The 26013-nt window shown below is 49.3% G+C and carries 21 protein-coding genes and 1 tRNA gene; 14 read left to right on the forward strand and 8 right to left on the reverse strand.

Annotated features, from left to right (window positions below):
* The 8 genes from L0156_01570 to L0156_01605 form a co-directional block, all read right to left on the reverse strand.
* A partial coding sequence (locus tag L0156_01570) for a hypothetical protein (GenBank protein ID MCI0601683.1) occupies nucleotides 1-692 on the reverse strand: 692 nt, incomplete at its 3' end.
* Complete coding sequence (locus tag L0156_01575) at nucleotides 679-1686, reverse strand: ThiF family adenylyltransferase (GenBank protein MCI0601684.1); 1008 nt, start codon at nucleotides 1684-1686, stop codon at nucleotides 679-681. The genes L0156_01570 and L0156_01575, both read right to left, overlap by 14 nt.
* Nucleotides 1687-1717: 31 nt before the next feature.
* Nucleotides 1718-3364 (reverse strand): hypothetical protein, encoded by a 1647-nt coding sequence (locus tag L0156_01580; GenBank protein ID MCI0601685.1) that lies wholly within the window; start codon nucleotides 3362-3364, stop codon nucleotides 1718-1720.
* Entirely contained in the window at nucleotides 3361-4098 is a 738-nt protein-coding gene (locus tag L0156_01585; protein MCI0601686.1) for an ABC transporter ATP-binding protein, read from the reverse strand. The genes L0156_01580 and L0156_01585 overlap by 4 nt, the downstream gene beginning before the upstream one ends.
* Complete coding sequence (locus L0156_01590; GenBank protein MCI0601687.1) at nucleotides 4095-4658, reverse strand: HAD family hydrolase; 564 nt, start codon at nucleotides 4656-4658, stop codon at nucleotides 4095-4097. Before L0156_01590 ends, L0156_01585 begins: the two co-directional genes overlap by 4 nt.
* Complete coding sequence (locus tag L0156_01595; GenBank protein ID MCI0601688.1) at nucleotides 4655-5554, reverse strand: lysophospholipid acyltransferase family protein; 900 nt, start codon at nucleotides 5552-5554, stop codon at nucleotides 4655-4657. Before L0156_01595 ends, L0156_01590 begins: the two co-directional genes overlap by 4 nt.
* Before the next feature lie 127 nt (nucleotides 5555-5681).
* Nucleotides 5682-6635, reverse strand: a complete 954-nt coding sequence (gene lpxK, locus L0156_01600; protein ID MCI0601689.1) for a tetraacyldisaccharide 4'-kinase — start codon at nucleotides 6633-6635, stop codon at nucleotides 5682-5684.
* Nucleotides 6636-6637: 2 nt separating this feature from the next.
* Nucleotides 6638-7903, reverse strand: coding sequence for a 3-deoxy-D-manno-octulosonic acid transferase (locus L0156_01605; GenBank protein MCI0601690.1), 1266 nt, complete (start codon nucleotides 7901-7903; stop codon nucleotides 6638-6640).
* A gap of 87 nt (nucleotides 7904-7990) precedes the next feature.
* Here L0156_01605 and L0156_01610 point away from each other — a divergent pair, with 87 nt between their 5' ends.
* The 14 genes from L0156_01610 to L0156_01675 all read left to right on the forward strand — a co-directional run bounded on the left by L0156_01610 (nucleotide 7991) and on the right by L0156_01675 (nucleotide 25998).
* On the forward strand, nucleotides 7991-8281 hold the full coding sequence (locus L0156_01610; protein ID MCI0601691.1) for a DUF3467 domain-containing protein: 291 nt from the start codon (nucleotides 7991-7993) through the stop codon (nucleotides 8279-8281).
* A 66-nt stretch (nucleotides 8282-8347) separates the two neighbouring features.
* Entirely contained in the window at nucleotides 8348-8617 is a 270-nt protein-coding gene (locus L0156_01615) for an integration host factor subunit beta (protein MCI0601692.1), read from the forward strand.
* Nucleotides 8618-8878: 261 nt separating this feature from the next.
* The gene (locus L0156_01620; GenBank protein ID MCI0601693.1) at nucleotides 8879-9817 is read left to right on the forward strand and encodes a site-2 protease family protein; all 939 of its coding nucleotides are present in this window, start codon (nucleotides 8879-8881) and stop codon (nucleotides 9815-9817) included.
* Nucleotides 9818-9903: 86 nt separating this feature from the next.
* A complete protein-coding gene (gene trpS / locus L0156_01625; protein MCI0601694.1) occupies nucleotides 9904-10890 on the forward strand; it encodes a tryptophan--tRNA ligase in 987 nt (328 codons plus the stop codon).
* A gap of 114 nt (nucleotides 10891-11004) precedes the next feature.
* Nucleotides 11005-12693 carry a SpoIIE family protein phosphatase gene (locus tag L0156_01630; GenBank protein MCI0601695.1) on the forward strand — a complete coding sequence of 563 codons (1689 nt, stop codon included), beginning with the start codon at nucleotides 11005-11007 and terminating at the stop codon, nucleotides 12691-12693.
* Nucleotides 12694-12719: 26 nt separating this feature from the next.
* Nucleotides 12720-15371, forward strand: a complete 2652-nt coding sequence (locus L0156_01635) for an insulinase family protein (protein MCI0601696.1) — start codon at nucleotides 12720-12722, stop codon at nucleotides 15369-15371.
* Nucleotide 15372: 1 nt separating this feature from the next.
* Nucleotides 15373-16116, forward strand: a complete 744-nt coding sequence (gene larB, locus L0156_01640; protein MCI0601697.1) for a nickel pincer cofactor biosynthesis protein LarB — start codon at nucleotides 15373-15375, stop codon at nucleotides 16114-16116.
* A 32-nt stretch (nucleotides 16117-16148) separates the two neighbouring features.
* Entirely contained in the window at nucleotides 16149-18497 is a 2349-nt protein-coding gene (locus tag L0156_01645) for a Smr/MutS family protein (GenBank protein MCI0601698.1), read from the forward strand.
* 85 nt (nucleotides 18498-18582) lie between these two features.
* Nucleotides 18583-20307 carry a DNA primase gene (gene dnaG, locus L0156_01650; protein MCI0601699.1) on the forward strand — a complete coding sequence of 575 codons (1725 nt, stop codon included), beginning with the start codon at nucleotides 18583-18585 and terminating at the stop codon, nucleotides 20305-20307.
* Nucleotides 20308-20590: 283 nt separating this feature from the next.
* Entirely contained in the window at nucleotides 20591-22276 is a 1686-nt protein-coding gene (gene rpoD / locus L0156_01655) for an RNA polymerase sigma factor RpoD (GenBank protein ID MCI0601700.1), read from the forward strand.
* A 39-nt stretch (nucleotides 22277-22315) separates the two neighbouring features.
* Nucleotides 22316-22389: transfer RNA gene (locus L0156_01660), tRNA-Ile, on the forward strand.
* Nucleotides 22390-22434: 45 nt separating this feature from the next.
* A complete protein-coding gene (locus L0156_01665) occupies nucleotides 22435-23172 on the forward strand; it encodes a C4-type zinc ribbon domain-containing protein (protein MCI0601701.1) in 738 nt (245 codons plus the stop codon).
* Nucleotides 23173-23311: 139 nt separating this feature from the next.
* On the forward strand, nucleotides 23312-24778 hold the full coding sequence (locus L0156_01670; protein MCI0601702.1) for a tetratricopeptide repeat protein: 1467 nt from the start codon (nucleotides 23312-23314) through the stop codon (nucleotides 24776-24778).
* An 89-nt stretch (nucleotides 24779-24867) separates the two neighbouring features.
* Nucleotides 24868-25998: a HEAT repeat domain-containing protein gene (locus tag L0156_01675; protein ID MCI0601703.1), complete on the forward strand. Its 1131-nt coding sequence runs from the start codon at nucleotides 24868-24870 to the stop codon at nucleotides 25996-25998.
* Nucleotides 25999-26013 lie beyond the last annotated feature (15 nt).

Raw genomic sequence — 26013 nt, forward strand, 5'->3', positions numbered from 1 at the left:
AACATGCGATCGCGCGAAATCTGAAGCCCTCCCCTCTGCACGACCTTTTCAATTTCGTCCACAAGTTGTGGGGCTTTCCTGTCCAAAGGTTCAAATTTGAAAAAGAGCGGATCAATGACCAGGGGAGTGATGAAAAGGAAAAAGAAAATCAAAGGAAGGGACGCAAGCCAGAAGTAAAACCACCATGCTTTTGGGCTCCGCCGGATCACGCCATACAGGATCCAAACCACCAGCGCGGCAACAGACGCGCTTATGAGAAAAGATTTCGTCCAATCCCAGAACCAGGAAGGCCATCCTTGAATCGACTGTTGATACTTCATCGATAGATAGTGGCCATGAACGTCCAACGGTAAAGTAAGAAGAGTCAAGGCGCCAATCAACAACGGAGTAAAAATAGCAACCTGGACAAATCGAAACCGCGAAACGCTCTCCGCCCAGTTTCGAAAACGTGGACCAACACGGTAGCGCAAAAAGAGCCACACGAAGATCAAACCGTAACCTGCGCTGACAAAGTAACGAATGTATCTTATCCGCGCGTATTCGATAGCCTGTTCATAGCGCTCCGGAGACAGCTTGTAGGAATCGACATCACGCTCTGTTTTTCCGTTGTGATCGGTTTGAGCAAAAACAGAAAAGGAAAAGCATAGAGATAACGCAATGACGCAAAAGTGCAAAGTTTTACGAACCGACATATTTTGCATACAGATCGCGGGCACGCGCAATATCGACCGTTCCTTTAATGATTGCGCGTCCATCGGGAAACAGCACGATTTCATTTTCCGGCAAAACCAGTTTCACAAGGAATGGATTCATGATGCATTCACCTGTCCTGCTCCAGCGGTCATGGATCTCTTGCAGATCCAAATGCGCCTTTTGCGCGGGCTTAATTTGCACAGCATCTCTACCGCAAAGAGAAGTGTCAAATCCCGAACTCTGCGCAAGAGATGGAAATTCGCGCAGACCGCACGTGGCGCAATTCGACCGTTTCGCTTTTTCGAGCGACACAGTCCGATACTCGTTATCCCATACATCCAACTGCAAAATCTCCGGGAGCTGTTCTGCCCCGGTCAAAATTTTGAAAGCGGCAGCAATCTGATAACCCACAACGGTTCCAACGGCCGGCCAGATAATGCCTGCGGTATCGCAGGTGGGCGCTGTTCCAGGTGGCGGCTCGTTTTCAAAAAGGCATCGTAAACAGGGAAAGGAATCCGGAATAAACGCGCACGCAACTCCGCTGGAGCTCACACAAGCGCCATAGATCCACGGAATTTGATTCTTCCACGCAAAATCATTGATCAGGTATCGCGTCGAAAAATTATCGGTGCCGTCCAGAATCAGATTTGCTCCAGAGAGCAAATCGATATTGTCCGGACTCAGATCGGAAACATCAGTTTTCACCAGCACATCCTGATTGATTCTTTGCAGCTGATTTCGCGCGGCCACCGCTTTGGGGACCAGGTTCTTTACATCCTCCTCCGTAAAAAGCGCCTGGCGTTGCAGATTCGAGTGTTCCACAAAGTCACGATCGATAATGTGAATGCTTCCGATCCCTGCCCTGCATAAAACTTCCGCTTGAAGCGAACCGAGCGCGCCACATCCAACGATGGTTACATTTGCAGCGCGCAACTTGCTCTGCCCTTCCTTGCCAATGCCGGGAAAAAGCTCCTGTCGGGAATAACGATTCATCTGCAGGCGAGACGCCCGCGGTACTTTGTTATCAGGCATATTCACGCTTTGCCAATCTTCGCGCGCCCAATTCCAACGGCAGCAATCCGACAACCAGTGTTAGCAAAATAGCCGCAAGAATATACAGCTCCGTGCGAATCTCACTTGTGCGGTTCATGATGTGGTACCAAACCGGCCGCACCTGAATCCCGAACATCAGCGACAAATAAACAAAACTCAGAAACATATAAAGAACACCACCCGGACCGACAGCGATCTGGGAAGGATTATCGCTTTTAAAATTTGGAATCAGCGCGCCGATGCCGATACCGAAACCAGTCAATGCAAAGGAGACAGCGAAAATATTCGCCATCGAAAGATACAAAAAAAAGTCCGGCACTTGAAGGATCCTGTTAGAAAAGTAAACGAGCATTTGCGAGAAGAAAAGGAAAGGAGGAAAAAAAATCAGATACTTGCACCATAACACGCTTCGAAACGAGACCGGAAGTGTTCGAACGATCCAGAAAGATCTGCCTTCCATGGAAACTGATGGGAACAAAAAACGCACGCTCAATGCAGAGAGGACAAATCCGGCGAGGCCGAGATTGATGAAAGACACGATCCACCGGACCATGGGAAGTTGAATAGCGAGATTTTTGATGTTCAGCAAATAAACAATTACAAGCGCGGCCAGCAACAGGAGCTGCGACCATTGAGTCGCATCGCGCAGAAATAATCGCAGGTCTTTTCGAATCAGTGCAAAGGACGGGTGGCCCGCCGGTTTTTGAGTCAGTCTTTTTGAAACAGGCCTCCCTCTGAGCGAACGGCTTTCCTGGGAAAAAATAAATGCTTTACTGTAGAAAGCTCTCAAAGAGAGCGCGAGAATCGACAGCGTCGCCACAGTAAAAACAAGCAAATAGATCACAGCCGATCCGCGTCCGTAAACGGCTGCGCTGCTGGTCCAGGCGCTCGGCAAATAGCTCATCGAAGGGATCGTAAGGTCTTTGATCAGCGTCACAAAATCGTCAGTTGTGGTTGGATTCAACAGACGCTCCGGTTTCATCATCCGGATGGAAATCATCAGCGCGCCCAGAAAGACACACGCAAACAAAGTGACCAGCTGATGAATTCTGCGAACAGGGAAAAACCGGATCAAAGCAACAACAGCCGCGCTACCAAGAGCAACGGGCGAAAGAGTAAAGAGCAAAAGCAGGACGGCAAACAACAGGTGTTGCTGCCAGCTCAAATGAAAGGAATTTGCGTAAGCAAGCAGAAAGCTGAACAGGAACAGAACAATCAAATAGCAACTCGTCCCCCAGTTCTCCATAAATTGCACAGCGAGAATTCTTTTTCTTGGAATCGGCAAAGTAAAAAGAAAAGGAAGCTTTTTAGATAGAAAAAAACAGGAAAGACCGTTGATCATGCTGCTCATAAAGATCATGGAATAGCTGATCAGGAAAATAAGGCCGAACAGGCGATCCAGTAAGAATTGAACGAAGAGCAAGGAGAATTCTTCGAGCGAGCTCATATATTGAAAAACTTTCCGGAAGCCGTAGAACTCAAGCGTCAGTAACGAAACCCCGAGCGCCACGATCCCGAAAATGGCTAGATATTTTCCCCATCGAAACGGCACCAGATAGTGGCGGGCTGACTTGTAGTATAGACCAAGCAAATTACCCAGCCCGAGAATTCCGGTCAACGAATTTCCTCAGTGGTGAGCCGGAGGAAAATATCTTCCAGTCTTGATTCCGGTAGTGATGCTTTTGCGCGGAGTCCGGCAATGTTGTCGCTCACGAGCAGCTGCCCTTCAAAAATAATCCCGATGTTATGACAGACCTGTTCGGCCAGTTCCAGGTTATGAGTGCTTATGAAGATAGCAACATTTTTCTTCGAAAGTTCCCGAAAAAGATCTTTAATGAGTCTGATCCCTTTTGGATCCAAACCCACCATCGGCTCGTCCACGACCAGAATTTCCGGGTTGTGAAGCAGAGCGCCGGCAAAAGCAAGGCGCTGTTTCATACCGTGAGAGTAACTTTCGACCAGCTCATCGGACCAATTGGTCAAATCAAAAACCGACAAATAGCGATCCACCTGGTCCGGCTCTCCATTGATGCTGAAAATTCCCCGAATGAACTCCATGTATTCGCGTCCGGTGAGTTTTTCGTACAGATAAGGACGGTCCGGGATGTATCCCATGATCCTCTTAATTTGCAGATCGTGGCGGCCATAGGACATTCCATGAATTGTCAATTTACCTTGCGTGGGATAGGCAAGACCGGTGATTATCCGGATCGTTGTTGTTTTGCCGGCGCCATTGGGCCCCACAAATCCAAAGATTTCCCCGCGTTGAATTGTGAGATTCAAATTTTTTACCGCTGGGAATTCTCCATATTTCTTGGAAACATTTTGCAGAACGATCGCGGGCTCACTCACAGCAATCTCTCTTCAGCAGCAAGACTCTTTGAAAACTCGTATAGATTCGGAAAACATTCCACCGGTTCAGTCCACTCCTCTTTCGTTTGAGGCCCATAGCCGGTAAGAACCAGCACCGTTCGCAGGCCTGCATTTTTTCCAAGCTCCAGATCGCATACCTTGTCCCCAATCAGAATGCTATGCTGCAAATCAATGTGGTGTTTTGCGACCGCTTGTTCCAGCATCCCCGCTTTCGGTTTCCGGCACTGACACTCAATATTATAAGGAGGAACGCGACCTTCGGGAAAATGCGGGCAATAGAAGATGTCATGTATTGTGGCATCTTCCTCTTTTGCCATGGTCTTGAGTTTCTGATGAATTTTGTTCAGGACCTTCGGACTGAGGAGGCCTCGCGCAACTGCGGATTGATTCGTGATCACAATGTTTAAATAGTCGAGGCTTGCAAACGTCTGGAGGGCTTCCGCGGCACGCGGTGTGAACCGCAAATCTTCGAGCATGCGGAGATATCCAACTTCTTGAATGAGTGTTCCGTCCCGGTCCAGGAAAATTGCTCTTTTCATGTGAGAGCCGGCTCCTCCGGCTGCGTTTTCCAACGCCGGTGCATCCAGAGCCAGCACTCCGGATGTGCTCGAACATTTGCTTCAATCACGCGAGTGCATTCTTGCGTGATGCGCCGAACGTCTTCCTGCCGGTCACCAAAAGTTGGAACTTCCACAGGAGCCCCGTAAACAAAGTGATAACGATTTCCTGGAAGAACATGACCGGAAACCGGAATCAACACAGCATCGGTTTTTAATTTCAAAAGAGCCACGGAAGGAGTTGTGGAAGCAGGCTTTCCAAAAAACTCAACGAAAACGCGATCATCGGTTCTGACGTTTTGATCCATCAATACGGCCAGTCCTCCACCTTCTCGCAGCGCTTTTAGCATTGGCCGGAATCCCTGATTTTTATCGATGATGTAGTTCCCCGTGCTCACGCGAAGTTTTTCCAACAAACGCTCCAGATAAGGATTATCCAGGCGTCTCACAACAAGACCCAACGGAAAACCGCTGGCTCCCTGTGCGAGCGCCATCAACTCCCACGCTCCAAAATGACCGCCGAAAAAAATGACTCCTTTCCCGCTTTTATACGCAGCTTCAACGTGCTCCATCCCTTCAATATCAAACTTATCCACGCGATCCGATGGCAAAGACGGAAAACATGTGAGCATATCGAATAGATAGGCAGAGAAAAATTCATAACATTTGCGAATTGTTGCTTCCGCTTCTTCCCGGGTCGAATCCGGAAATGCCGAACGAAAATTGCTCACCCCAATTTTTTGATGCCGCGCATCCAATCGATAAATGAAACGACCCATAAATCTTCCAAGCGCAAGAAAAGCGTCGCGAGGCAGAATTCGCGCCAGCTGACAAGCCAACCAGAATGCAAATCGCTCGAATTGATACCGCAGTTTCATTGAGTAAGTACGATGCTTGGACTCCCCCTCCTTATGAAGGAGGGGGTTAGGGGGGAGGTTGGATATATTCCCAACCCCCACCTCGCCTCCCCCTTCATAAGGGGGAGGAAACCGGTTCCATAACACATTACGCTTTTTCTCGATGCATTGCTTTGTTCAAGAATTCAAAGAATAAGGCTTCTTCAGCTATCTGCAATTTTACACGGATCACCTTTAGAGAAGGATCGAAACATTCCGGATCTATTCTCACGGCGTCCTTGGCGGTGGTCAACATGAACTCGGCTCCTTTCTGCGTCGCTTCCATGCGGAATTCTTCGATTTCCTCACGCGTGAAGACGTGATGATCGCGAAAAGATTTTGCTGCGACAAGCTCAGCGCCCTGTTCAAACAGAAGTCTATAAAAATGTTGAGGGGATCCGATTGCGCAGAAAGCAGCAACTTTTTTCCCCGCAAGCGGCACATCGAAGTTCGGCAAATAGTTCGCATGGAAAACCGGACATTGCACGTTTCGAGAAATCCATTCTTTTGTCGCAGCATGCATCTGATTTGAGTGCGTCAGGACAACCGCATCGGCCCGCTTGAGCGAACGGGTTTCTTCGCGCAATTTGCCAAAGGGAATGACTTTTTGAGCGGTGATGTCTTCGCTTGCATCAATCAACACAAGATCCAGGTCGCGCGCGATCTGTCTGTGCTGGAATGCATCGTCCAGTACTATCACACCGGGAGAAAACGAAGCAAGTATAGGAAAAGCATCGGATCTTTCCTGTGCCACAGCAACGATCGCTTGTGGTACCGTAGTAGCCAGAAGATAAGCTTCATCTCCACTCTCTTTCCAGGAACATTTCAAGCTGGAACCGTCGGATATGAGTTTGGGACCGGTTGAAGCGCGAAGGTACCCGCGACTCACGATCGCAAGTCGACGTCCTTGTGAGATCAAAAAACGACTCAACGTCTCTACGAGTGAAGTTTTACCTGTTCCTCCCCAGGTTAAGTTTCCAACGCTAATCACAAAACATGGCGCGCGTACCGATTTTAGAATGCTTCTGTCATACAGGTAATTTCGCAGCCGGCTCCAGAACATTCCTAGCCAAGCACCGCGGGCGCTCGCTGCTCCAGAACCCGTGTAAGCACATCCAGCACTTTATCGGTCGCTCCTGCATTCTCCTCTACAATCGTCCTGGCAGCTTCGCCCAACCGGAATCGTTTCTCAACGTTTTGCAATAAATCTCTCATGCCGGCAAGCAATTGATCCGTGATTAGAATTGCGTTTTTCTTCTGAAAATCTTGAACGACGGCGCGGAAGTTTGAAAAATTGGGTCCTGCGATGATTGGTTTTCCAAAATAAGCGGGCTCGATTGGATTATGCCCCCCACCCGTTTTCAGCAACGTTCCGCCGATGAGCACGATATCCGCAAATTGATAGGCACCGGCCAGTTCGCCAATCGTATCCAGAATCATTACATCGGTGTTTTCAGTCTTACCGTGACTTCTCAAAGTAACCTCTAATCCTTTGCCAGACACCACATCGGCAACCTCTGAAAAACGTTCGGGATGGCGAGGAGCGATCAGCAATTTCAAAGGAAATTCATGCTTTAGATTCATGAATACATCCAGAACCAAATCTTCTTCCCCTGACATGGTGCTTCCGGCGATCCAGAGCAGGTTCAGCTTCTTCCATGACGTAATCACCGAAGAGAGCTCTTTCGTTGGAACGGGAGATTGAAGATCGTATTTAAGATTTCCCATTACGTGAACAGAGTCCGCTCCCAGCGATCTCATCCGCTGAGCGTCTTCCTCGGTCTGCATCCAGCTTTCGGTAAATTTTGGGAGCACATTCCTTACCAACCTGTACCGGGCAATAGACCGGTCCGAGAGTCTGCCGTTGATCAAGATCACGGGGATACCGGCTGCTTGCGCTGTCCAGAGAAAGTTCGGCCAGATTTCCGTTTCCATGACGAACACGACTTTCGGTTCGAGGCTTCGAAAAACTTTGCGGATGCACCAGCTCCAATCAAAAGGGAAATAGAAGGCAGCTTCGGGCAGGAGTTGCCGCGCCAGTTTCTGCCCCGTAAGCGTCGTCGTTGACACGAAAACCGGAATACCGGGCGCGAGCTTCTGAATTCTCCGGATCAGCGTTTTGCACGCGAGAAACTCGCCGACACTGACCGCATGAATCCAGATGGAAGGAACATCGCTACGGCATGGGATATTACCGAATCTCTGCCAGACCGTGGAAAGATACTTTCCACGAACCAGACCTGCAACCAGGAAATAAGGCAGAGCAAGGAAAAAGGCGCAAGTGTATAGAAAGGCATAGAGAAAACGCATCGTCTTTTTTGAGTTTAACATACCGGTTAGAAGCAGGATAAGTTAGAATTAACTTCTGATTTGCTTGGCGCCTTGGCGTCTTGGCGGTTAGATCCTACAGGAGGAATAATGGAAGAGAAGCGAATTGATATACAGGTACAGGCGGACGAAGCCACTTTGCAGGGAAAATATTCAACGATGGCGCAGGTGGTCCACACGCCAGAAGAATTCTGGATTGATTTTTTTGCGCTTCTACCGAATACGCAGATGGCAAGATTACTCGCTCGAATTATTGTGTCCCCCCAACATGCGAAAAGACTGGGAAATGCCATCCTTGATAACGTTTCTAAATATGAATCCAAGTACGGAACCATCGATGAAGGGAAGTCGTCACCGCCACAATTCGGGTTCCAGCAATAGCCACTAAGCTGTTGTTTTACAATGAGTTGACTTTTGAAAATGTGGCTGACATAATATGCTTCCCAAATGATAAAAGCAGATCTGGTCGACATAGTCGCCAAGGAAACAAAAATCACAAAGACACAGGCCGAACGGGCTGTGAATGCCGCGATCGAGTCGCTGCGTGAGGCTCTGACGGATGGTCGCAGGATCGAACTGAGAGGTTTCGGCGTCTTCCAGGTGAAACCCCGCAAGCGCGGAATCGGACGGAACCCGCGCACAAAAGAGGAAGTTGAAATTCCACCCGGCAAAACAATCCGCTTCAAGCCGGGCAAGAATCTGCAAAATATCCCGTGAAGTGGTAATGGCAGAGTATTTGCCATAGTTTTGTGAAATAAACCTGTTCTCTCACTTATCTGCCATTGAGCCACATAAATACTGCGCGCAAATGCTCTGCAACTCCGCGGGAGCTAGCAGAGCATTGTCTCGGCAAAATAAGGATGCATGCTGGCGCAGAGTTCCATTGCCCAAAGAAGTTCAAACGATTACTACGGACAATGCTCTGCCACTACAAATCTTTGCTTTGCTTCTTTGCGTTAAAAACTTAAATTAGTTACGATGTCTGAACGGATTTTTTCTGGAGCGATTGATTATTCGGCGGCGCCATCGCAGCGCTATTTTCTTCACGCTTCTCTCTTCTTGCTGACCGTTCTCACCACGCTTTTCTGGGGGGCCTACTGGATGCTTCTCCACGAAACCAGCGGAGCGGCGCCGGACCCCATTACTTTTCTGCAGCAGGTCTTTGCAAATCCTGCACTGCTTTACAAAGGAATCGGCTACTCCTTTGCGATCATGCTCATACTGTTGTGCCACGAAATGGGGCATTATCTGGCCTGTTGTTACTACGGTATCAATGCGACCCTGCCGTTCTTTTTGCCGGCACCGATTGTTGGAACAGGCACTTTTGGCGCTCTGATCCGCATTCGCGCTCCCTTTCCGAACCGTCGCTCCCTTTTTGATGTTGGAATCGCTGGACCTTTGGCCGGTTTTTTCGTAGCGCTTCCTTTTATATATCTGGGGATTCATTGGAGTCCGCTGGTCCCAAAGACTGCCGCTACGGCGGGACAACTTTATCTGGGTGATCCTTTGATTTTTAAGCTCTTCGCGCCGGATTCTATGGATCGAATGCTTCATCCAGTTGGATTTGCAGCCTGGTTTGCGTGCCTCGCGACAAGTCTGAATTTGATTCCCATTGCGCAACTCGATGGCGGACATATTTCTTATTCTCTGTTTCGAAGACACGCGCACAAAATTACCTGGCTCTTTTGGGGAGGCCTGCTCGGCCTTGCAGCATATGGCTTCACGCGCTCTCCCATGGCGGGATTTCAATGGCTTTTCTTCAGCGGAATGCTTCTTGTGTTGAAATTGTTTTCCGGCTTCCGGCATCCTCCCACTATGAATGATGACGAACCAATCGGCTTCGCCCGCGTGATCTGGGGAATTGTGGCCGCCATCGTGTTCATCCTGACCTTCATCCCTGTTACAATCTTTTCGTAAGAAGTGCCAAAGCAATGAGTCATGAGCAATGAGACCATGGCCCGGAATTCTCATTACTCATAGCTCATTACTTTGGAACTAGAATTATGAAAAAAAGGATCCTGACCGGGGATCGCCCCACCGGTAAACTGCATCTCGGCCATTATGTTGGCACTTTAGCGAATCGAGTAAGACTTCAATACGAATACGACTGCTTTTTCATCATTGCCGATCTGCACATGCTCACCACACACTACGACCGGATACCCAATATCTCTGAGAACGTTCATGAACTTGTCTGTGATTATCTGAGCGTTGGGATCGATCCCGATAAAACAACGATCTATTTGCAGTCACTCGTTCCCGAAGTTGCTGAGTTGACCCTGCTCTTTTCGATGCTCGTCACCGTGCCCCGGTTGCAGCGTGTTCCGACTTTGAAGGAACAGATGCAGGCAGCAAACTTTGACGCCGCAACACTCGGGCTTCTCACTTACCCTGTTTTGCAGGCAGCCGATATTCTTATGGTGCGTTCCCATCTCGTTCCCGTCGGGAAGGATCAGGCATCACATCTTGAAGTTACGCGGGAGATTGCAACGCGTTTCAATTCCCTTTATGGAGAAGTCTTTCCAATTCCGGAAACGATGATCGGAGAAGTTCCCACCTTAATGGGAACTGACGGCAAAGCAAAAATGAGCAAGTCTCTGGACAATGCCATTTACCTTTCGGATGATGCGGAAACAGTAACGAAGAAAGTGATGCGGATGTACACGGATCCAACCCGACTGCGCGCGACCGATCCGGGACATGTGGAAGGAAATCCTGTGTTTCAGTATCACGATGCATTCAATGACAACAAATCGGTAGTCGCTGAACTAAAAGAGCGTTACATTCAGGGCAAAGTCGGGGATGTGGAAGTAAAAAAGCGTCTGGCAGAAGCGCTGAATCGTTTCCTTGATCCCATTCGGGCACGCCGCAAAGCAGTTGAGCAGGAACCGGGAAAAATCGAGGAACTGCTCCGCACCGGCAGCCAGCGAGCCCAGGAAGAAGCACGTGAGACACTCCTACTCGCCAAAAAAGCAATGGGATTAGTTTAGACGCTAAACAAAGTAGCACAGGCGTCCCGCCTGTGGCGCTCCGCAGACGAGACGTCCGCGCTACTTTGCCAGCGGTTCCAAATGACAAAACTGAGGTGAAATAGTTATAATGTTATGCGTTCACCGATCGGGTTTGATTGTGGGGATTTGATGCCGTTACTGCGGGTTGAACAAAAGCACGAAAAACCGTTTGAAGTAGACCTTACCAAGGAAGCGTTCACCATCGGACGCTCTTCGGCAAACGATCTCACCTTCAATAACCTATCCCTGTCTCGCCACCACGCGCGAATCGTCAAAAAGGATAACAAGTACCTCGTGGAAGATACGGGCAGCCGGAATGGAACTTTTTTGAACGGGATCCGGATTCGCCAGGCATCTGCTCTCAAGAATGAAGATGTCATTCAACTGGGGGAGATTACCATCCGCTATCTCTCTCCGATTTCCGAGCGTGTAGAAGTCCGGGACACCGCTCCGGCTCTCGGCATGGAAGCAACGTTCATGATCGATACCGACGAGCTGAATATTCGCAGGTACACCGAGGAAGCGATTTCCGGCATCACGCCGGTTGGCGCCGGGGAAAATCTGTGGCCCGCATTGCAACAGGCCGCGGCCACACTGATCACTCATTATCCGATAGACAAACTTGTTGAAGTCATTATGGACATCGTTTTTGAAGCAGTGCCGGCTGAACGCGGAGCTCTCATCATGCTGGATCCGAAAAATCCGCGCGAGTTGGAGCTGAAGGTTGTCCGCAATTCGCATGCGGATCAGAACCTGCAAATCAGCCGCACGATCATCGATGAAGTCATGCGCAATCAAAAAGCGGTGCTTACACTGGACGCTCAGGCGGACGCGCGATTCGGTTCCGCGCAGAGCATTCAGATGCAGGGAATCCGTTCGATCATTTGCGTGCCTTTGTGGAATGAAAAAAATGTAATCGGTTTGATTTACATCGATAACTTGATTTCACGTCGCACATTCACGCAATCTGATTTGCGCTTGATTGCTCTGATCGCCAACATGGCTGCTGTCAAAATTGAAAATTCGCTTCTTCTGGATGAACAACTGGAAAAGAAGCGCATCGAAGAACAGCTTGCGGTTGCAGCACAAATTCAGAGACGGTTGCTTCCCCAGGTGAATCCCGTACATCCGAACTACGAGATTTACGGGGTAAATCACTCCTGCTACGAGATCGGCGGGGATTATTATGATTTCGTTGACAAAGGAAACGGGAAACTGGCCATTGTGATTGCGGATGTTTCCGGGAAAGGAGTGGGTGCGGCGCTTTTAATGGCGGCCTTCCAGGCGTCTCTACGGACCCTGGTTAGAAGTGAAGAAACTCCTTCTTCGCTGATGGCTCATCTGAACAATGTGATGTTTGAAAACTCACCCCCCAACAAATACATCACTGTTTTCTATGGAGAACTCGATACGTTGAATCACACCTTTGAATATGTTAACGCGGGACACAATCCTGCGATCTGCATGAAAGCGGATGGTTACCAGTTGCTCCAGGCAGGCGGTCCTGTGGTAGGAATTATCGCAAGCGCGCAGTACAAAGCTCAGCAAATGCGCCTCGATTTACATGATCTGCTGTTTTTGTACACAGACGGCATTACTGAAGCGCAGGATCCTGATGAAAAAGAATTTGGCGAAGAAGGGGTCGTAAAGGTTATCATGGGTAATCGTTCCGCCGGTGTGGAAGATCTCGCATCCAGTCTCGAGCGCCAGATTCGTGAGTTTACGCGCGGGGCGCCACCCTTAGACGACAGCACTCTCATCTTTGTTCGAAGAATTCAATAGAAGAAGAATTTCTTCAACTCTTCATTATGAAACAAATAATCGAGTGGCTCAGGAAAACCGAAAGGATTTACTTCCCGAATGGGCTGACTCTGTTGATGCATCCTTTGGAGAATTCTGAAGCCGCCGCTCTACATTTTTGCGTCAAAGCCGGATACTTTTGCGAAACCGATTCGGAAGTCGGATTGGCGCATCTGCTGGAGCACATGTATTTCAAGGGATCCGCCGGCTATCCTGAGCCGGGCACGATGGGAATCCGCATGAAAGCCCTGGGCGGCATGATCAATGCGAGCACCAGCTACGATCAAACCAATTACTTCTGTGAAGTGCCGGCCGTAAATTTGCCGGCAGCGCTGGATATCATGTCCGATGCATTTGCAGCTCCTCTCTTCCCGGAAGACGAATTGAGGAAAGAGTGTGAAGTCGTCATCGAAGAATTCAACCGGAAACTGGACAATCCTTCCGCCTATTCCCAGGAGCTGTTGATTCAGCTTGCTTACACACAACACAGAATGAAGCGCTGGAGAATCGGAACGCCTGAACAACTCAGGTCTTACACACGCGATCATCTATTCGACTATTTCCATCGCTATTATCAACCGCAGAATATGGTTATCACCGTCACGGGAAAATTTGATCCGCGCGAAATCCGCAAAAGCATCGATCATCTTCTATCGCCGATGAAAAACCGCAATCTGATGAAAGATTTTGGGCCGGAAGAACCGCCGCAGAATGGCATCCGCTACGCCGCCAAAAAGGCAATCGCTACGCAGAGTTACTTGCATTGGGGATTTCACGCTCCCGGAGTGTTGCATCCCGACGGACCGGTCGTGGAGTGTTTGGTCTTTTTATTGTCCGGCGGAAGAAGCTCCCGCCTGCATCGCCATCTTGTGGAAAGAAAACGCTCGGCAAGTTCAGCTTCCTGCTACTACATAGCCTATGAAAACATTGGTCTGCTCATGCTTACTGCGATCACGGAAGCGGAAAAAATCCGGACCGCAGGAGAAGACGCCTGGTCTGTCTTGACTGATCTACATGAAAACGGAATCACAGCCGGTGAACTCCAGAAAATCAAAAATAAACTTCGTCTGCATCAAGCGATGCAAACAGAAGAAGCGCTGGGCCTGGCCGAGCTGCTCGCTTATTACGAGGCCTACGGGTCGTACGAACGAATCGAACAACACATCAACCGAATGCAGGAAGTGACGGAAGAAGAAATTGTGAAAGCTGCCGCCACATACATCCGTATGGAGAATCTCTCCGTTCTCGAATATGTGAATGCTGAAATACCGGAGATTTCTGTGGACGAATACAAAATTGATTTAGGCAAAGTAGCGCGGGCGTCCCGCGTGCGAGACTTCGCCGGCCAGAGGCCCGCGCTACTCACTCCGCGGGAGAATCCCATTAGAGTGAAGACATTGCAAGAACCCGAGATCCGGAAGGGTCACGCTACCTACATTTTGCAACCGGACACGCATTATCCGTTTATAGCGGCAGGAATCTTTTTTCTCGGAGGACGCAACGAGGAATCATCTATCAATGCAGGAATCACACATCTGCTGCATCGTGCCGCATTGAAGGGAACTTCGGACTTAAATGCGGAACAACTGGCGTCCCGCTTCGATGCGCTGGGAAATCCGCCACGATTCAATTGTTACCGTGATTTCAGCGGCTTCACAATGGAAGCCATGCCTGAATATTTTCCTGAGATGTGGAATCTCTTGATTGCCTGCATTCTGGATGCCCGGTTCCCTGCAACCGAAATTGAAACAGAAAAAGGAAAAGTGATTTCCGTCATTCGCAGAAACATGGATGATAATTTTGTCCGTCCTATGCAACTTTTTCATCGAGCATTTTTCGGGACTCATCCTTATGCACTTCCGGAAACAGGCCTCGAAGAAACCATGACCGCGATGGAACGGGAGCAACTGCTGAGCTGGAAGAAGCGACTTTGGAACAGCAGGAGGGCGATTGTAACCATCGTAGGAACTTTTGAGACCGGTCAAATGTTCGATCTTCTGGAAAGTGGCATGGCCGGATTGAACGAAACGGGAGATGATTTGAAACCGCCCGCTCCGCTGAAAGCTCCGGCGAGACACATGGAAGTCGAGAATAGAACCAAGAAGCAAACTGCGTTTGTTCTTGGATTTTCTGGTCCGCCTGCAACAAGTGGGGAAATTCCCAGTTATGATGCGCTGCAACAAATCCTGTCGGGAATGGGTGGCAGACTTTTTCTGAATTTAAGAAGCAAGAAAGCGCTGGCATATACTGTCCATGCTTCAACATTCTCCGCTTTGCACGGCGGCGCATTCGTGACATACATTGCGGGCGAAGCGGCCAAAGAAGCGCAATCACTGGAAGCCATGTGGCAAGAGCTGGAAGAACTGAAGAAACATCCGGTGGCAGCAGGAGAGCTGGAAAATGCTCGCCATGCCTTGATCGGGAATTACACTTTGAGTACGCAAACGGCAAACTCCCGGGTACTGGATTACACAAACAGCCTGATCCTGGGACACAAATTGCCATACGCGCCCGTGTATCGGGAACTCGTTCAAAAAGTTACCACAGGCGAGCTTCAAGAAGTTGCACAAAGGACTTTTCAGGAAGAGAAAAGCGCGATGGCCGTCGTACGCGGGACCACGGAGACAACGGAAACAGAGAAGATCATAGCGGCATCCTAATATGGATACAAAAACGCTTCTCAAACTATTGGAGGATTACAAGAATGCGCGCGTGAGCGAGCAGGAAGCTCTGGATATTCTCAAGCGTTTGCCTTTTGAAGATCTTGGTTACGCAAGAGTGGATCACCACCGCGAAATGCGCAAAGGTTTTCCCGAAGTTATTTTTGGCACCGGAAAATCGCCTGAACAGATTCATGGAATCGTGCAGAGTCTTTACCGCGACCGGTCGAACGTCATGATTACGCGTAGCAGTGAATCAGTTTTTCAGTTGCTGCTAAAAGATTTTCCGGAGGCGGAATTCCATTTCAACAGTAAAGCGATTACCATCCGAAGAAAACGGGAATACACAGGAAAAGGAAAGGTCCTTGTGATTTCTGCCGGAACGGCAGACATTCCGGTGGCAGAAGAAGCCCAGGTGACTGCGGATCTTTTCGGGAACCGGACCGACTGTTTGTATGATGCCGGCGTTGCCGGATTGCACAGACTGCTCGCTGAAAAAGAGCGCCTGATGGATGCGCGCGTGATCATTGTGGTTGCCGGGATGGAGGGCGCTCTTCCCAGCGTTGTCGCCGGATTGGTTTCAGCTCCGGTGATTGCTGTGCCAACAAGCGTTGGATACGGCGCGCATTTCGGAGGCGTTGCTCCTCTTCTTTCCATGTTGAATAGCTGCGCAGCCCTTGCCGTTGTAAATATTGATAATGGCTTCGGCGCCGGCCAAATCGCCAGTATCATTAATCATTTATAAAACGCCAAGGCGCCAAGAACGACAAGATAAAAATGCAAATATCGGAACAAAGTGCGGCGGTGTTGGAATGGCCGCAATTTCTGCAACTGTTCTCCGGCTACACCACTTCACCGGCAGCGCGGGAACGCGCTCACTCGATCGCGCCGGTTGAAAACCTGCTGGAAGAGCTGGAACTGACGCGCGATGCTTTGTTTTGCGCGCAGAAAGGTGCACTTCCTTCCCTGTCCGGGCTGGAAAATGTAGAGGTCCTGATCCAAAAATCAGCGATTGAAAATCACGTTGCCGAAGGAATAGATCTTTACCGCATTGGAAGGCTTGCTTCCATCAACAATGAAATCCGAAACACAGGCGCTGGATGGAGCAAAGAGTTTCCGCGACTCTACGCCGCCTGTTCGCGATTGCCGGACTTGCGGACTATGGAAGCTGAGATCGTTTCCAAAATTGAGCCGACCGGTGAAGTAAAAGAGGATGCCACGCCGGAGCTCGTGCGCGTGATTAAGCAAACTTTGCAGCTCCAATCGCGGGTGGAAAATGCGCTGGAGCGCTTTTTCCGCGATAGCCGTTACAGGAGTGCCCTGCAGGAAGATTACGTGACTTACCGGCACGGCCGCGCGGTTTTGCTGGTCCGGTCGGAAGAAAAGAATGCGATCCGTGGAGTCGTTCACGGCGAATCCGGAAGCGGCGCATCCTTATTTGTGGAACCCCTCTCTGTTCTGGAGCTCAATAATGAGCTCGCCCAACTTGCCGACCGTCAGAGCGAAGAGATACGGAAAATCCTCAAAGAACTAACGCTTCTGACGGCGCAAAATGTGGATCCGCTCCTGTTTTCCCTTCAGCAGCTCATTCAACTGGATCTCGTTCTTGCGCGCGGACGTTTTGGGAAAGCGTTTGATTGCATCGTACCGGAGTTTTCTCAAGAGTTCAGTTTCAGTCTAAGAGAAACGAGGCACCCGCTGTTGATGGCCACACTGCAAAAGCAGAATAGACCGGTCGTTCCGCTGAGCATGGAACTGCCGGCAGGAAAAAAAGCGCTCGTGGTGACCGGCCCTAATACCGGCGGCAAAACGGTTTTCTTAAAAACCGCGGGCTTGATTTCCCTGATGGCACACTGCGGCCTGCCGGTTCCGGCTGCAGAAGGCACACGTCTGCCCGCGCTTAACACTATCCAGGCAGATATCGGGGATCAGCAAAGCATTTCGGAGAGTCTCAGTACTTTTTCCAGTCATATAAGGTCATTAGTAGTAATACTTTCGAATGTACAGAGTAGAAGCTTGATTCTGCTGGATGAACTGGGAACGGGAACGGATCCTGAAGAAGGAGCGCATCTCGGAGTTGCGGTTCTGGAAGAGTTACTCAAACGCGATGTAAAAGTGCTGGTAACGTCGCATCACAGCGCGATGAAAATGTTTGCCTTCAATCATCCGGCCTGTTTGACAGCGGCAATGGAATTCGATGCAGAGAATCTCCTGCCCACTTACCGCGTCTTGCTCGACCAGATCGGAGCGAGTCACGCACTGGAGATTGCCGGCCGTCTCGGAATTCCGGAGCCGGTCCTCGAAAGGGCACGCGGGATGACAGATGAAGACTTAAGGAGGGTGCAGGACTTTCAAAAAAGTTTGCAAGAGAAAATCCGAATTCTGGAAAAGAATCAGGATCTGCTGTCAAAAGAGAAAGCCGAGTGGACCGAAACCGCGGAGTTACAAAGGCAACGACTCGGCGAATTGCAACTGAAGCTGGAAGAACAACGAACGAAGCTAAGGACGCAGAACGTGGATCTGATTCGGACACTGAATGCGCGCGTCGAGAATCTGTTAAGCCGGATTCGGGACTCTCAAATACGCCAGCAAATCCGCAAACAATATGAAGCGGAAATCGCTCCCGTGATCCAGCAACTCCAGGAAACGACCACTTCTTCAGCGCCTCAAATCGCCGCCTCCGATCTTCAGCCAGGGGACCGCGTCTGGGTCGAATTGTACAAAGACTTCGGAGAATTCCTTTCCGCCAAAAAAGATCAGGCGGAAGTTCTGATCCGGAACAAACGGTTTGTTGTTCCGCTCAACCAGCTGGAAAAAAAGGAATCGATTGCGAAGACATTGCCGAAAGGGATTCAGTTGCACACCGAAAAGAAAGATGTTCCCCGTGAACTCAACGTGATCGGGCAGACAGTGGAGGAAGCGCTGGGAAACGTGGACAAGTATCTTGATGATGCCATTCTGAGCCAGCTCCCGGAAGTCCGGATCATTCACGGCTATGGCATGGGAAAGCTGAGAAAAGCAATCGCAGAACTGCTGAAAGATCACCCTCACGTCGCAAGATCCCACTCCGAATCGCAAGAACGTGGCGGCGACGCTGTGACGATAGCAGTTTTGAAAACATTGTAGCGCGGGCGTCCCCGCCTGCGCATCTCGTCTGCGGAGCTCTCGCCGGCGGGACGCCCGCGCTACTTTGCTTTATAATCTCTGGTGCATGGCAAGCTCAGAAAATTTTTTGGCGCAACTGAAAGCAGTTGTGGATCCGCTGACAATCTTCAGCCATTACCTATCCCTGAAGAAATCCGGAAACCGGTTTAAAGCGCTTTGTCCTTTCCATTCGGAAAAAACTCCTTCCTTCTATGCAGCATCGAACGGAATGTTTCATTGCTTCGGATGCGGAAGCGGCGGCGACGTGATCACGTTCGTGATGTTGATGGAGAAACTGGATTTCAGAGAATGCATTCAGCTTCTCAGCTCCCGTTATGGAATTCCGTTGAAATTTACAACCACGGGTGAGCGAAAAGAAAAAGATGATCTTCTGGACTTGATGCGGCAGGCCACCGATTTCTATCACAATCTTTTAACGAGTCACGAATCGGGAAAAGAAGCGCTGGATCATCTGGAGCAGCGCGGGATTACACGCGAGACCGTGAAACGTTTTCAGCTTGGATGGGCGCCCGCCTCCTGGAATTCCCTGCTGGAACACTTTCAGAAACGGGACGTAAAACCTGGCATGCTGGAAAAATGCGGATTGGTGATCGCGCGGCAAAGCGAAGGTTATTACGACCGCTATCGCAGCAGAATCATGATCCCGATTCACGATATTCATGGAAACATCATCGCGCTGGGAGGCCGGATTTTTCAAGGCTCTCACGAAGAAGCAAAGTACTTGAACAGTCCGGAGTCCCCTGTCTATTCGAAATCGAATCAGTTGTTTGGACTCTATTTCAGCAAGGAGCACATTCAGGAAAAAGGTTTTGCAATCCTTGTGGAAGGTTATTTCGACATGATTGTGCCGTTTCAAGGCGGACATCAGAACGTCGCTGCATCCTGCGGAACAAGCCTGACCGAAAATCAGGCGAGGCTTCTGCGCCGGTACACCGATCGCATCATCCTTTTTTACGATCCGGATACGGCCGGTAAAGCAGCTGTCATGCGCGCCCTGCCGATTCTGCTCCGTGAGAATTTCTCGGTGAGTGTTGCCAATCTACCGGAAGGCCTGGACCCGGATTCGTACATCCGGCAGCGCGGACCTGAAGAATTCCAGAATGAAATCGATCGCTCCATTCGATACGATCAAATGTTGATTCGAAATCTTGAGCAAAAGTATGATCTGAAAAGTTCCACAGGTAAGCTGGCCGCCACGGAAGAGTTGCTCGGATTCGTGGATGCGATTGCAAATCCTTTTGAAAAAATCGATCTCGCGAAAAACTTTGCTGTTGCCATGGGCGTGCCACCAAATCTCATTCAAGAACAGTTTCGCAGGGTTCGAAAAAGCACGACTTCCAAAAGGACATCGGCTGCCCCTAGGACGGTTGCGGACGTTGAACGGAGTCTGCTCCAAATTTTTTGCATGGATCCAGGCATTGCAAAGGAGGTCCTTCCTGAATTTCAAGAAGAGGATCTGGGTGAACTGCCACAGGCGGATTTATTCCGTCAGTTAAAAGAAATTGTCTGCTCCGGTGAAGATTTGAATACTGCAGACCTCATTCATCACTTTCCACCGGAAGTTCAAAAGTTCCTGACCGGCCTCATTATGGAAGAAAACACGCCTCAACCGAGCAAAGAGAACGCCCTCGACTGGCTAAATTCTTACATTCGTCCTTATTACAGGCAGAGACAGTATCTAGGCTTGAGTCTCGACGACGAAGAGGCGCTGACGCAGCGCCTGGAATTGGCCCGTGAATCCAAACGCCAGAAAGGCATGCGTGATATTTAAACCGCCAAGACGCCAAGTCGTCAAGAAAAAAGAAAAAATATCCAATTTTGGCGTCTTGGCGCCGTGGCGGTTCCAGTATTCAAAATCCTTCTTGCATTTCTAAGGGCAACTCCTATATTATTATCATGCCGTTCTGGTGTGGGTCCCGGACTCTATGGACTAAATCCCACAAAAACAACAACTTGCAAGAAAAGCATTTTCTTGGATCGGGGTCAAATATCCGAGTTCGCCTTCAAAGGACGGGCAACGTATGTCAATTCCTTTCTTTTAGGAGGTAATCCGTTTGTCCATAGACGATAAATACGACGAAATAAAACAGCTTGTCTACGATGGCAAGCAAAAAGGCTATTTGCTATACGACGAAGTCAACGACGTATTGCCCTCCGAGATTATCAACTCTTCCGACGATATTGACGAGCTTTTTACGATGTTCGATTCCGTTGGAATCGAAGTTGTAGATTCAGAAGACAGCAAGTATCCATCGGCGGCGGAGCCTGGATTCTCGAAGGATTTTGAAGAGCAAGAGGCGAACGAACAGGAGCCTGAGAATTACGCAAAAACCTACGATCCGGTTCGTATGTATTTGCGTGAGATGGGTGTTGTTCCCCTTCTTACGCGTGAAGGCGAAATTCAAATTGCAAAACGTATCGAGCTCCACAAAGAGAATTTGATACGTGCAATTTCGCTGGCCCCGATTGCGATTAAGGAAGTTCTCGCGCTGGGGCTGAGGATCAAGAAAAACAAGAATCTAATCCCAAATTTTTTCCATGTTCAAGAAGATGAATTCAATGAAAAGAATATCGATACGAAGTATCGTCAGATCCAGCACATCATGGAAAGAATTTCACACCTGGATGATGATTACATCAAACTGAAAGAGAAGCTGAAAAAGATTGTCAGCAAAACGGCCATCAACCGTTACAAGGATAAAGTTGACCAGAACCGCGGAAAAGTTTCCAGGTACATTCAGCATCTTCAGTTAAACGATCAGCAACGGGGCAGAATTATCCGCAAAATCAAAGAAATGTTGACGAAGCTGGATGAATGGGAAAATGAAATCAAGCATCTTCGCGCCAGTCTGGACCAGGGACGAAAGAGCGAAGAACGGAAAAAAGAGATCCGGCACCAGGTTCGGGAACTGCATGATCGAATTCGAAAGATGGAATTTGAATATCACTCCGATATCCGGGAGATGAAGGACAATTTCAAAGTTATCGAAGACGAAGAATCCCAGGTCGATCAGGCAAAAAAAGAGTTGATCGAAGCAAACCTGCGTCTGGTTGTCTCCATTGCGAAGAAATATACGAATCGTGGATTGCAGTTTTTGGATTTAATCCAGGAAGGAAACAATGGTTTGATGAAAGCCGTTGAAAAATTCGAATACAAACGGGGATACAAATTCTCCACGTATGCTACCTGGTGGATCCGGCAGTCCATCACGCGTGCGATCGCGGATCAGGCTCGCACGATCCGCATTCCGGTGCATATGATCGAGACGATCAATAAGCTGGTGAGGACCTCACGGGCGCTCGTTCAGGCAAAAGGAAGAGAGCCTACCTCCGAAGAGATTGCTGAACGGATGGGAATGCCTGTTTCTAAAGTCCGGAAGATTTTGAAGATCGCGCAGGAACCCATTTCTCTGGAAACTCCGATCGGGGAAGAAGAAGACAGCCATCTGGGCGATTTCATCGAAGATCAGAAGGCGATTTCTCCTTCGGATGCGGTGATCAATGTCAGTCTGAAAAAAGAGATTGAAGACATTTTGAAGACATTGACTCCGCGCGAAGAGATGGTGATTAAGCTTCGTTTTGGAATTGGTGATGGAAGTGAACGCACACTTGAGGAAGTCGGACAGATTTTTTCAGTCACCCGGGAACGAATTCGCCAGATAGAGGCGAAAGCGTTGCGCAAGTTGCGGCATCCTTCCCGAAGTAAAGTCATCAAGAATTTTTTGAACGGTCGCATCTGACGCGACGACGCGGAGACGCGCGACGCGTCGACGCGCCTTGGGCCCATAGCTCAGTTGGTCAGAGCTACCGGCTCATAACCGGTTGGTCCCTGGTTCGAGTCCAGGTGGGCCCATCCAGAAAAGCTCAAGAGGTTCAAGAGGCTAAAAGTGTTCAAAGTATGGGAGTGAATTTACAACCACTGATACAGCTGCATTTTCTCGACCGGGAAATTGCAGTACTCAATAGCCGCCTTTCCCAGATGCCCATCCAGATAAAAGAAGTGGATCGAAAACTCGACCGCGCGCAACGCCATGTTCAGGAAAAACAGGATCTGATCGCCGAAAATCAGAAAAAACGGAGAGAACTGGAAGGCGATCTTGCGTTGATCGAAACGAAGCGAAAGCGATACAAAGAGCAGCTGGATGGCGTTAAAACGAACAAGGAATACACGGGACTCCAACATGAAATAGAGCTGGTCAGCCAGGCTATTCGCGAGATGGAGGACCAGATTCTTGCTCAAATGGAAGAAGCAGAAATCCTAAAAGTCCAGATCGATGAAGCCCAGAAAGTAAAGGATCGCGAAGAAAAAGAGTTGCTGGATGAGAAACGGGTGATTCAGGGCGAAGCGGACAAGCTGGAGCATGCAATGAACGAACTCAAAGACAAACGCCAGCACTGGGTTTCACAGATTCCTCCTCACATCCTGGAAGAATACGAACGTCTGGCAACTCACCGCAAGGGTGTTGCTCTTGCAGAAGCGCGTGACGCAGTATGCTTGGAGTGTCAGATGCGGATCCGCCCGCAGCTCTTTCAAGAAATCAGACGGAACGATACCATCATTACCTGCGAAAATTGCAGCCGCATCCTCTTCTTTATACCTCCTCCCGATCCAGAGTTGGACTCCACAAATCCCTGATTCCTTTTTTAACAGAAGCAGCGCGTAGATAGGGAAGATTTTAGAATCTTTGCGTTCTTTGCGACCTCAGCAGCTTACACCATGTTACAATTACCGTAAATCAAAAACACGATTTGCTCAATTGACCTGAGCGCGAGAATTGAAAGTCCGCTTAATGACTGTCGCCACATGGTATTTCTCCAAAAATGAAGAGAAACATGTGCGTCAAATCATTGTGCGGCTCCCTCCAGAGAATGAGATCCCTTCTGCTGTTGATCGTAAATTGCTAGCTGACCCGGGTTTTATGCGTGCAAACTGGGCTGCAACCGTAATCGTCCCTTCCGGGTCACACAATCCTGCCATTTTCGCGAAAGCCAGCGGTGTTGTTGAAATGCTGAGAGGAAATTCCGTAGAAGTGGCTTTCGCTTATTATCATTTAAGCCATGGCGGACTCGTTCAGATCTTTGTGAGCGTCGACTCACCGGGGGTCAAACTCAAATTTGGTTACCCATACTTAGCAGAACACCCGCTTTGCCCCGATGATGAGAAGGACCGAGAAATAATCGAGGCTTTTTTATCAACTGAAACGGTCCAAGTATTCTTTGTTGCTCCAGGACAAAAAGATCCTTTGGCTGGATACTTCGGCCTTGAAGCAGAGCTAACTTCTGAATGCCGCGAGATGCTAAAAAGCGGGTGGCAAACACTTCACAACCATCATATAGGAATTAATGTTCGTGATTTTGAATTGTGTTTAGAACAATACAATAATGAGAACCCGATCGAACAATCACCCGTTCTTGCGGAGGATAAAGCTTCGTATCAACCTAAAAGAGCTTCTTTGCCGCATGAGGCCGGTGATTTTTACTCGCGCGGAATGAAACTTGTGGAGCGGGAAGATTGGGAAGGGGCAGCTAAAGAATTTGGAACGGCAGTTGATCTGGCACCGGCTTCGCCCACCCTGAGGTATGCGCTTGCAATTGCAAAAAGCAAAAACGCACCCGAGGGGATGAGTCATGAGGACCTGAAAGGTTATTACATGGACGTTTGTGAGTTGTTTGAGTTCGCGATAAGATTAGACGAGGGAAAAGCCGAACTTCAATCAGCCGATTATTGCAAGATTGCTTTTACCTGTGGCTTGCTGTATCGGTCTGTGGAGCGATATCTCGAGGCACTTCAAATATTGAATCAGGGACTTCAACGGAATCCGAAGGACCGAGAACTCTTAGAACTACGGGCATGGTCTGAACTTGATCTTGGCTTGTATCAAGATGCTGAACGTACAATCTTACGCCTTCTCGAATTCCATCCGCGATCGGAAGAAGGGCGGAAGCTCTGGAAGAAGATTCGTAAAATTCAAGGAAAGGAGCTGGATCTTGACTTGGCTGAAAATAAGAAAAGGGAAATTTTTCGGGATTACATACAGTCATGGAAACGGGCTTTCCTGCGGAAATATGGAATGGAAAAAGCCGATTTGGATTTTAATGAGCTTGTGAATGAAATGAATCGCCGTGGCAGCAATGCGGCAGCGGAAGTACGCAGAGATATTCTCAATAGGTACGAGTTGAATGAGTTTGATCTGATGCTGATTCTTCAGGAAGGTGAAAGGCATGCGTGGCCAACGGAGTGATTCCTTTTGAGCACAGATCAAATAATGATCCTATGTGCGATGTATTCTGATGTTTGGTACGGCATCTCGGAGTTTGGGCAGTGGGGTTGATGGATCTGTTCCGATCTAAATGGAAACACAGCGACTGGAAAGTCCGTAAGGCGGCGGTGGAGAAGCTGACCGACCAAACACTGCTTGCCGAGATCGCAAAGACGGACGCCGACTCTAATGTACGTAGGGTGGCGGTCACGAAGCTGACCGATCCGTCGATCCTCGCCGAGATCGCAAAGACGGACGAGAACCCCGATGTACGCAAAGCAGCGGTGGAGAAACTGACCGACCAACGTCTGCTCACCGAGATTGCAAAGACGGACAAGATCTATAGTGTACGAGAGGCGGCGGTGGAGAAACTGACCGACCAGGGCGTGCTCGCCGAGATCGCAAAGACGGATAAGTTCTACAGTGTCCAAGTGGCGGCGGTGGAGAAACTGACCGACCAGGGCGTGCTCGCCGAGATCGCAAAGACGGATAAGTTCTACAGTGTCCAAGTGGCGGCGGTGGAGAAGCTGACTGACGAGGGTCTGCTCGCAGAGGTGGCAAAGACAGATAGGAATTACGATGCCGGCTTTGCGGCGGTCGAGAAGTTGACCGACCATGTTCTACTCACCGACATAGCGAAGACAGCCGAGCTCTCAGACATGCGACGCGTGGCGGTGTGTAAGCTGAGCGATCAAACGCTGCTGATCGAGATCGCCAAGAACGATACCGATGAGCGCGTGCGTGGAGAAGCGCTGAAGAGGATTAAGGACGATGGACTGCGGGCCGAGATCGCCAGGACTGACGCCAGCCAGTACGTACGGATTGACGTTGTTAATTTAAGAGAGATTTGCGCCGGGTTCGTCGACTTTAATCCGGGAGCGGAAGGACCCGAGCTTGCAGTTGATTTGATGGAGCGCTGGAATCCGGAGCTGTTTAGGAAGATGACCCAATTGCGACCGAAAGTCGTAATGAGCTGCGTTTTCAAAACCACGCTCGATTCTCTCGTTGAATCGTTAGGCAAACATCGAGAAAAAAACCGGGGCGATTGTGATTTGGTTTTGCAACATGGAGAGTTTGAAATCGCCGTTAAGAGCGCCGGTACTTCGAGACGGGTAAAAGTTATCCTCGCCACCTTTCACCAAAAACAGGAGCAGCAGATAAAAGTTTTGGTTTCTGACAAAATTAAGCTGCTACCGCAATAGGATGTAAAGAGCATC

This window comes from bacterium, assembly GCA_022616075.1.
GTDB lineage: Bacteria > Acidobacteriota > HRBIN11 > JAKEFK01 > JAKEFK01 > JAKEFK01.

Coding starts and splice junctions, on each gene's coding strand:
- L0156_01575 (MCI0601684.1), bottom strand. CDS start 1,686: ATGAATCGTTATTCCCGACAGGAGCTTTTTCCCGGCATTGGCAAGGAA.
- L0156_01590 (MCI0601687.1), bottom strand. CDS start 4,658: ATGAAAAGAGCAATTTTCCTGGACCGGGACGGAACACTCATTCAAGAA.
- L0156_01595 (MCI0601688.1), bottom strand. CDS start 5,554: ATGAAACTGCGGTATCAATTCGAGCGATTTGCATTCTGGTTGGCTTGT.
- lpxK (MCI0601689.1), bottom strand. CDS start 6,635: ATGTTCTGGAGCCGGCTGCGAAATTACCTGTATGACAGAAGCATTCTA.
- L0156_01605 (MCI0601690.1), bottom strand. CDS start 7,903: ATGTTAAACTCAAAAAAGACGATGCGTTTTCTCTATGCCTTTCTATAC.
- L0156_01610 (MCI0601691.1), top strand. CDS start 7,991: ATGGAAGAGAAGCGAATTGATATACAGGTACAGGCGGACGAAGCCACT.
- L0156_01615 (MCI0601692.1), top strand. CDS start 8,348: ATGATAAAAGCAGATCTGGTCGACATAGTCGCCAAGGAAACAAAAATC.
- L0156_01620 (MCI0601693.1), top strand. CDS start 8,879: ATGTCTGAACGGATTTTTTCTGGAGCGATTGATTATTCGGCGGCGCCA.
- trpS (MCI0601694.1), top strand. CDS start 9,904: ATGAAAAAAAGGATCCTGACCGGGGATCGCCCCACCGGTAAACTGCAT.
- L0156_01630 (MCI0601695.1), top strand. CDS start 11,005: ATGCGTTCACCGATCGGGTTTGATTGTGGGGATTTGATGCCGTTACTG.
- L0156_01635 (MCI0601696.1), top strand. CDS start 12,720: ATGAAACAAATAATCGAGTGGCTCAGGAAAACCGAAAGGATTTACTTC.
- larB (MCI0601697.1), top strand. CDS start 15,373: ATGGATACAAAAACGCTTCTCAAACTATTGGAGGATTACAAGAATGCG.
- L0156_01645 (MCI0601698.1), top strand. CDS start 16,149: ATGCAAATATCGGAACAAAGTGCGGCGGTGTTGGAATGGCCGCAATTT.
- dnaG (MCI0601699.1), top strand. CDS start 18,583: ATGGCAAGCTCAGAAAATTTTTTGGCGCAACTGAAAGCAGTTGTGGAT.
- L0156_01665 (MCI0601701.1), top strand. CDS start 22,435: ATGGGAGTGAATTTACAACCACTGATACAGCTGCATTTTCTCGACCGG.
- L0156_01675 (MCI0601703.1), top strand. CDS start 24,868: ATGGATCTGTTCCGATCTAAATGGAAACACAGCGACTGGAAAGTCCGT.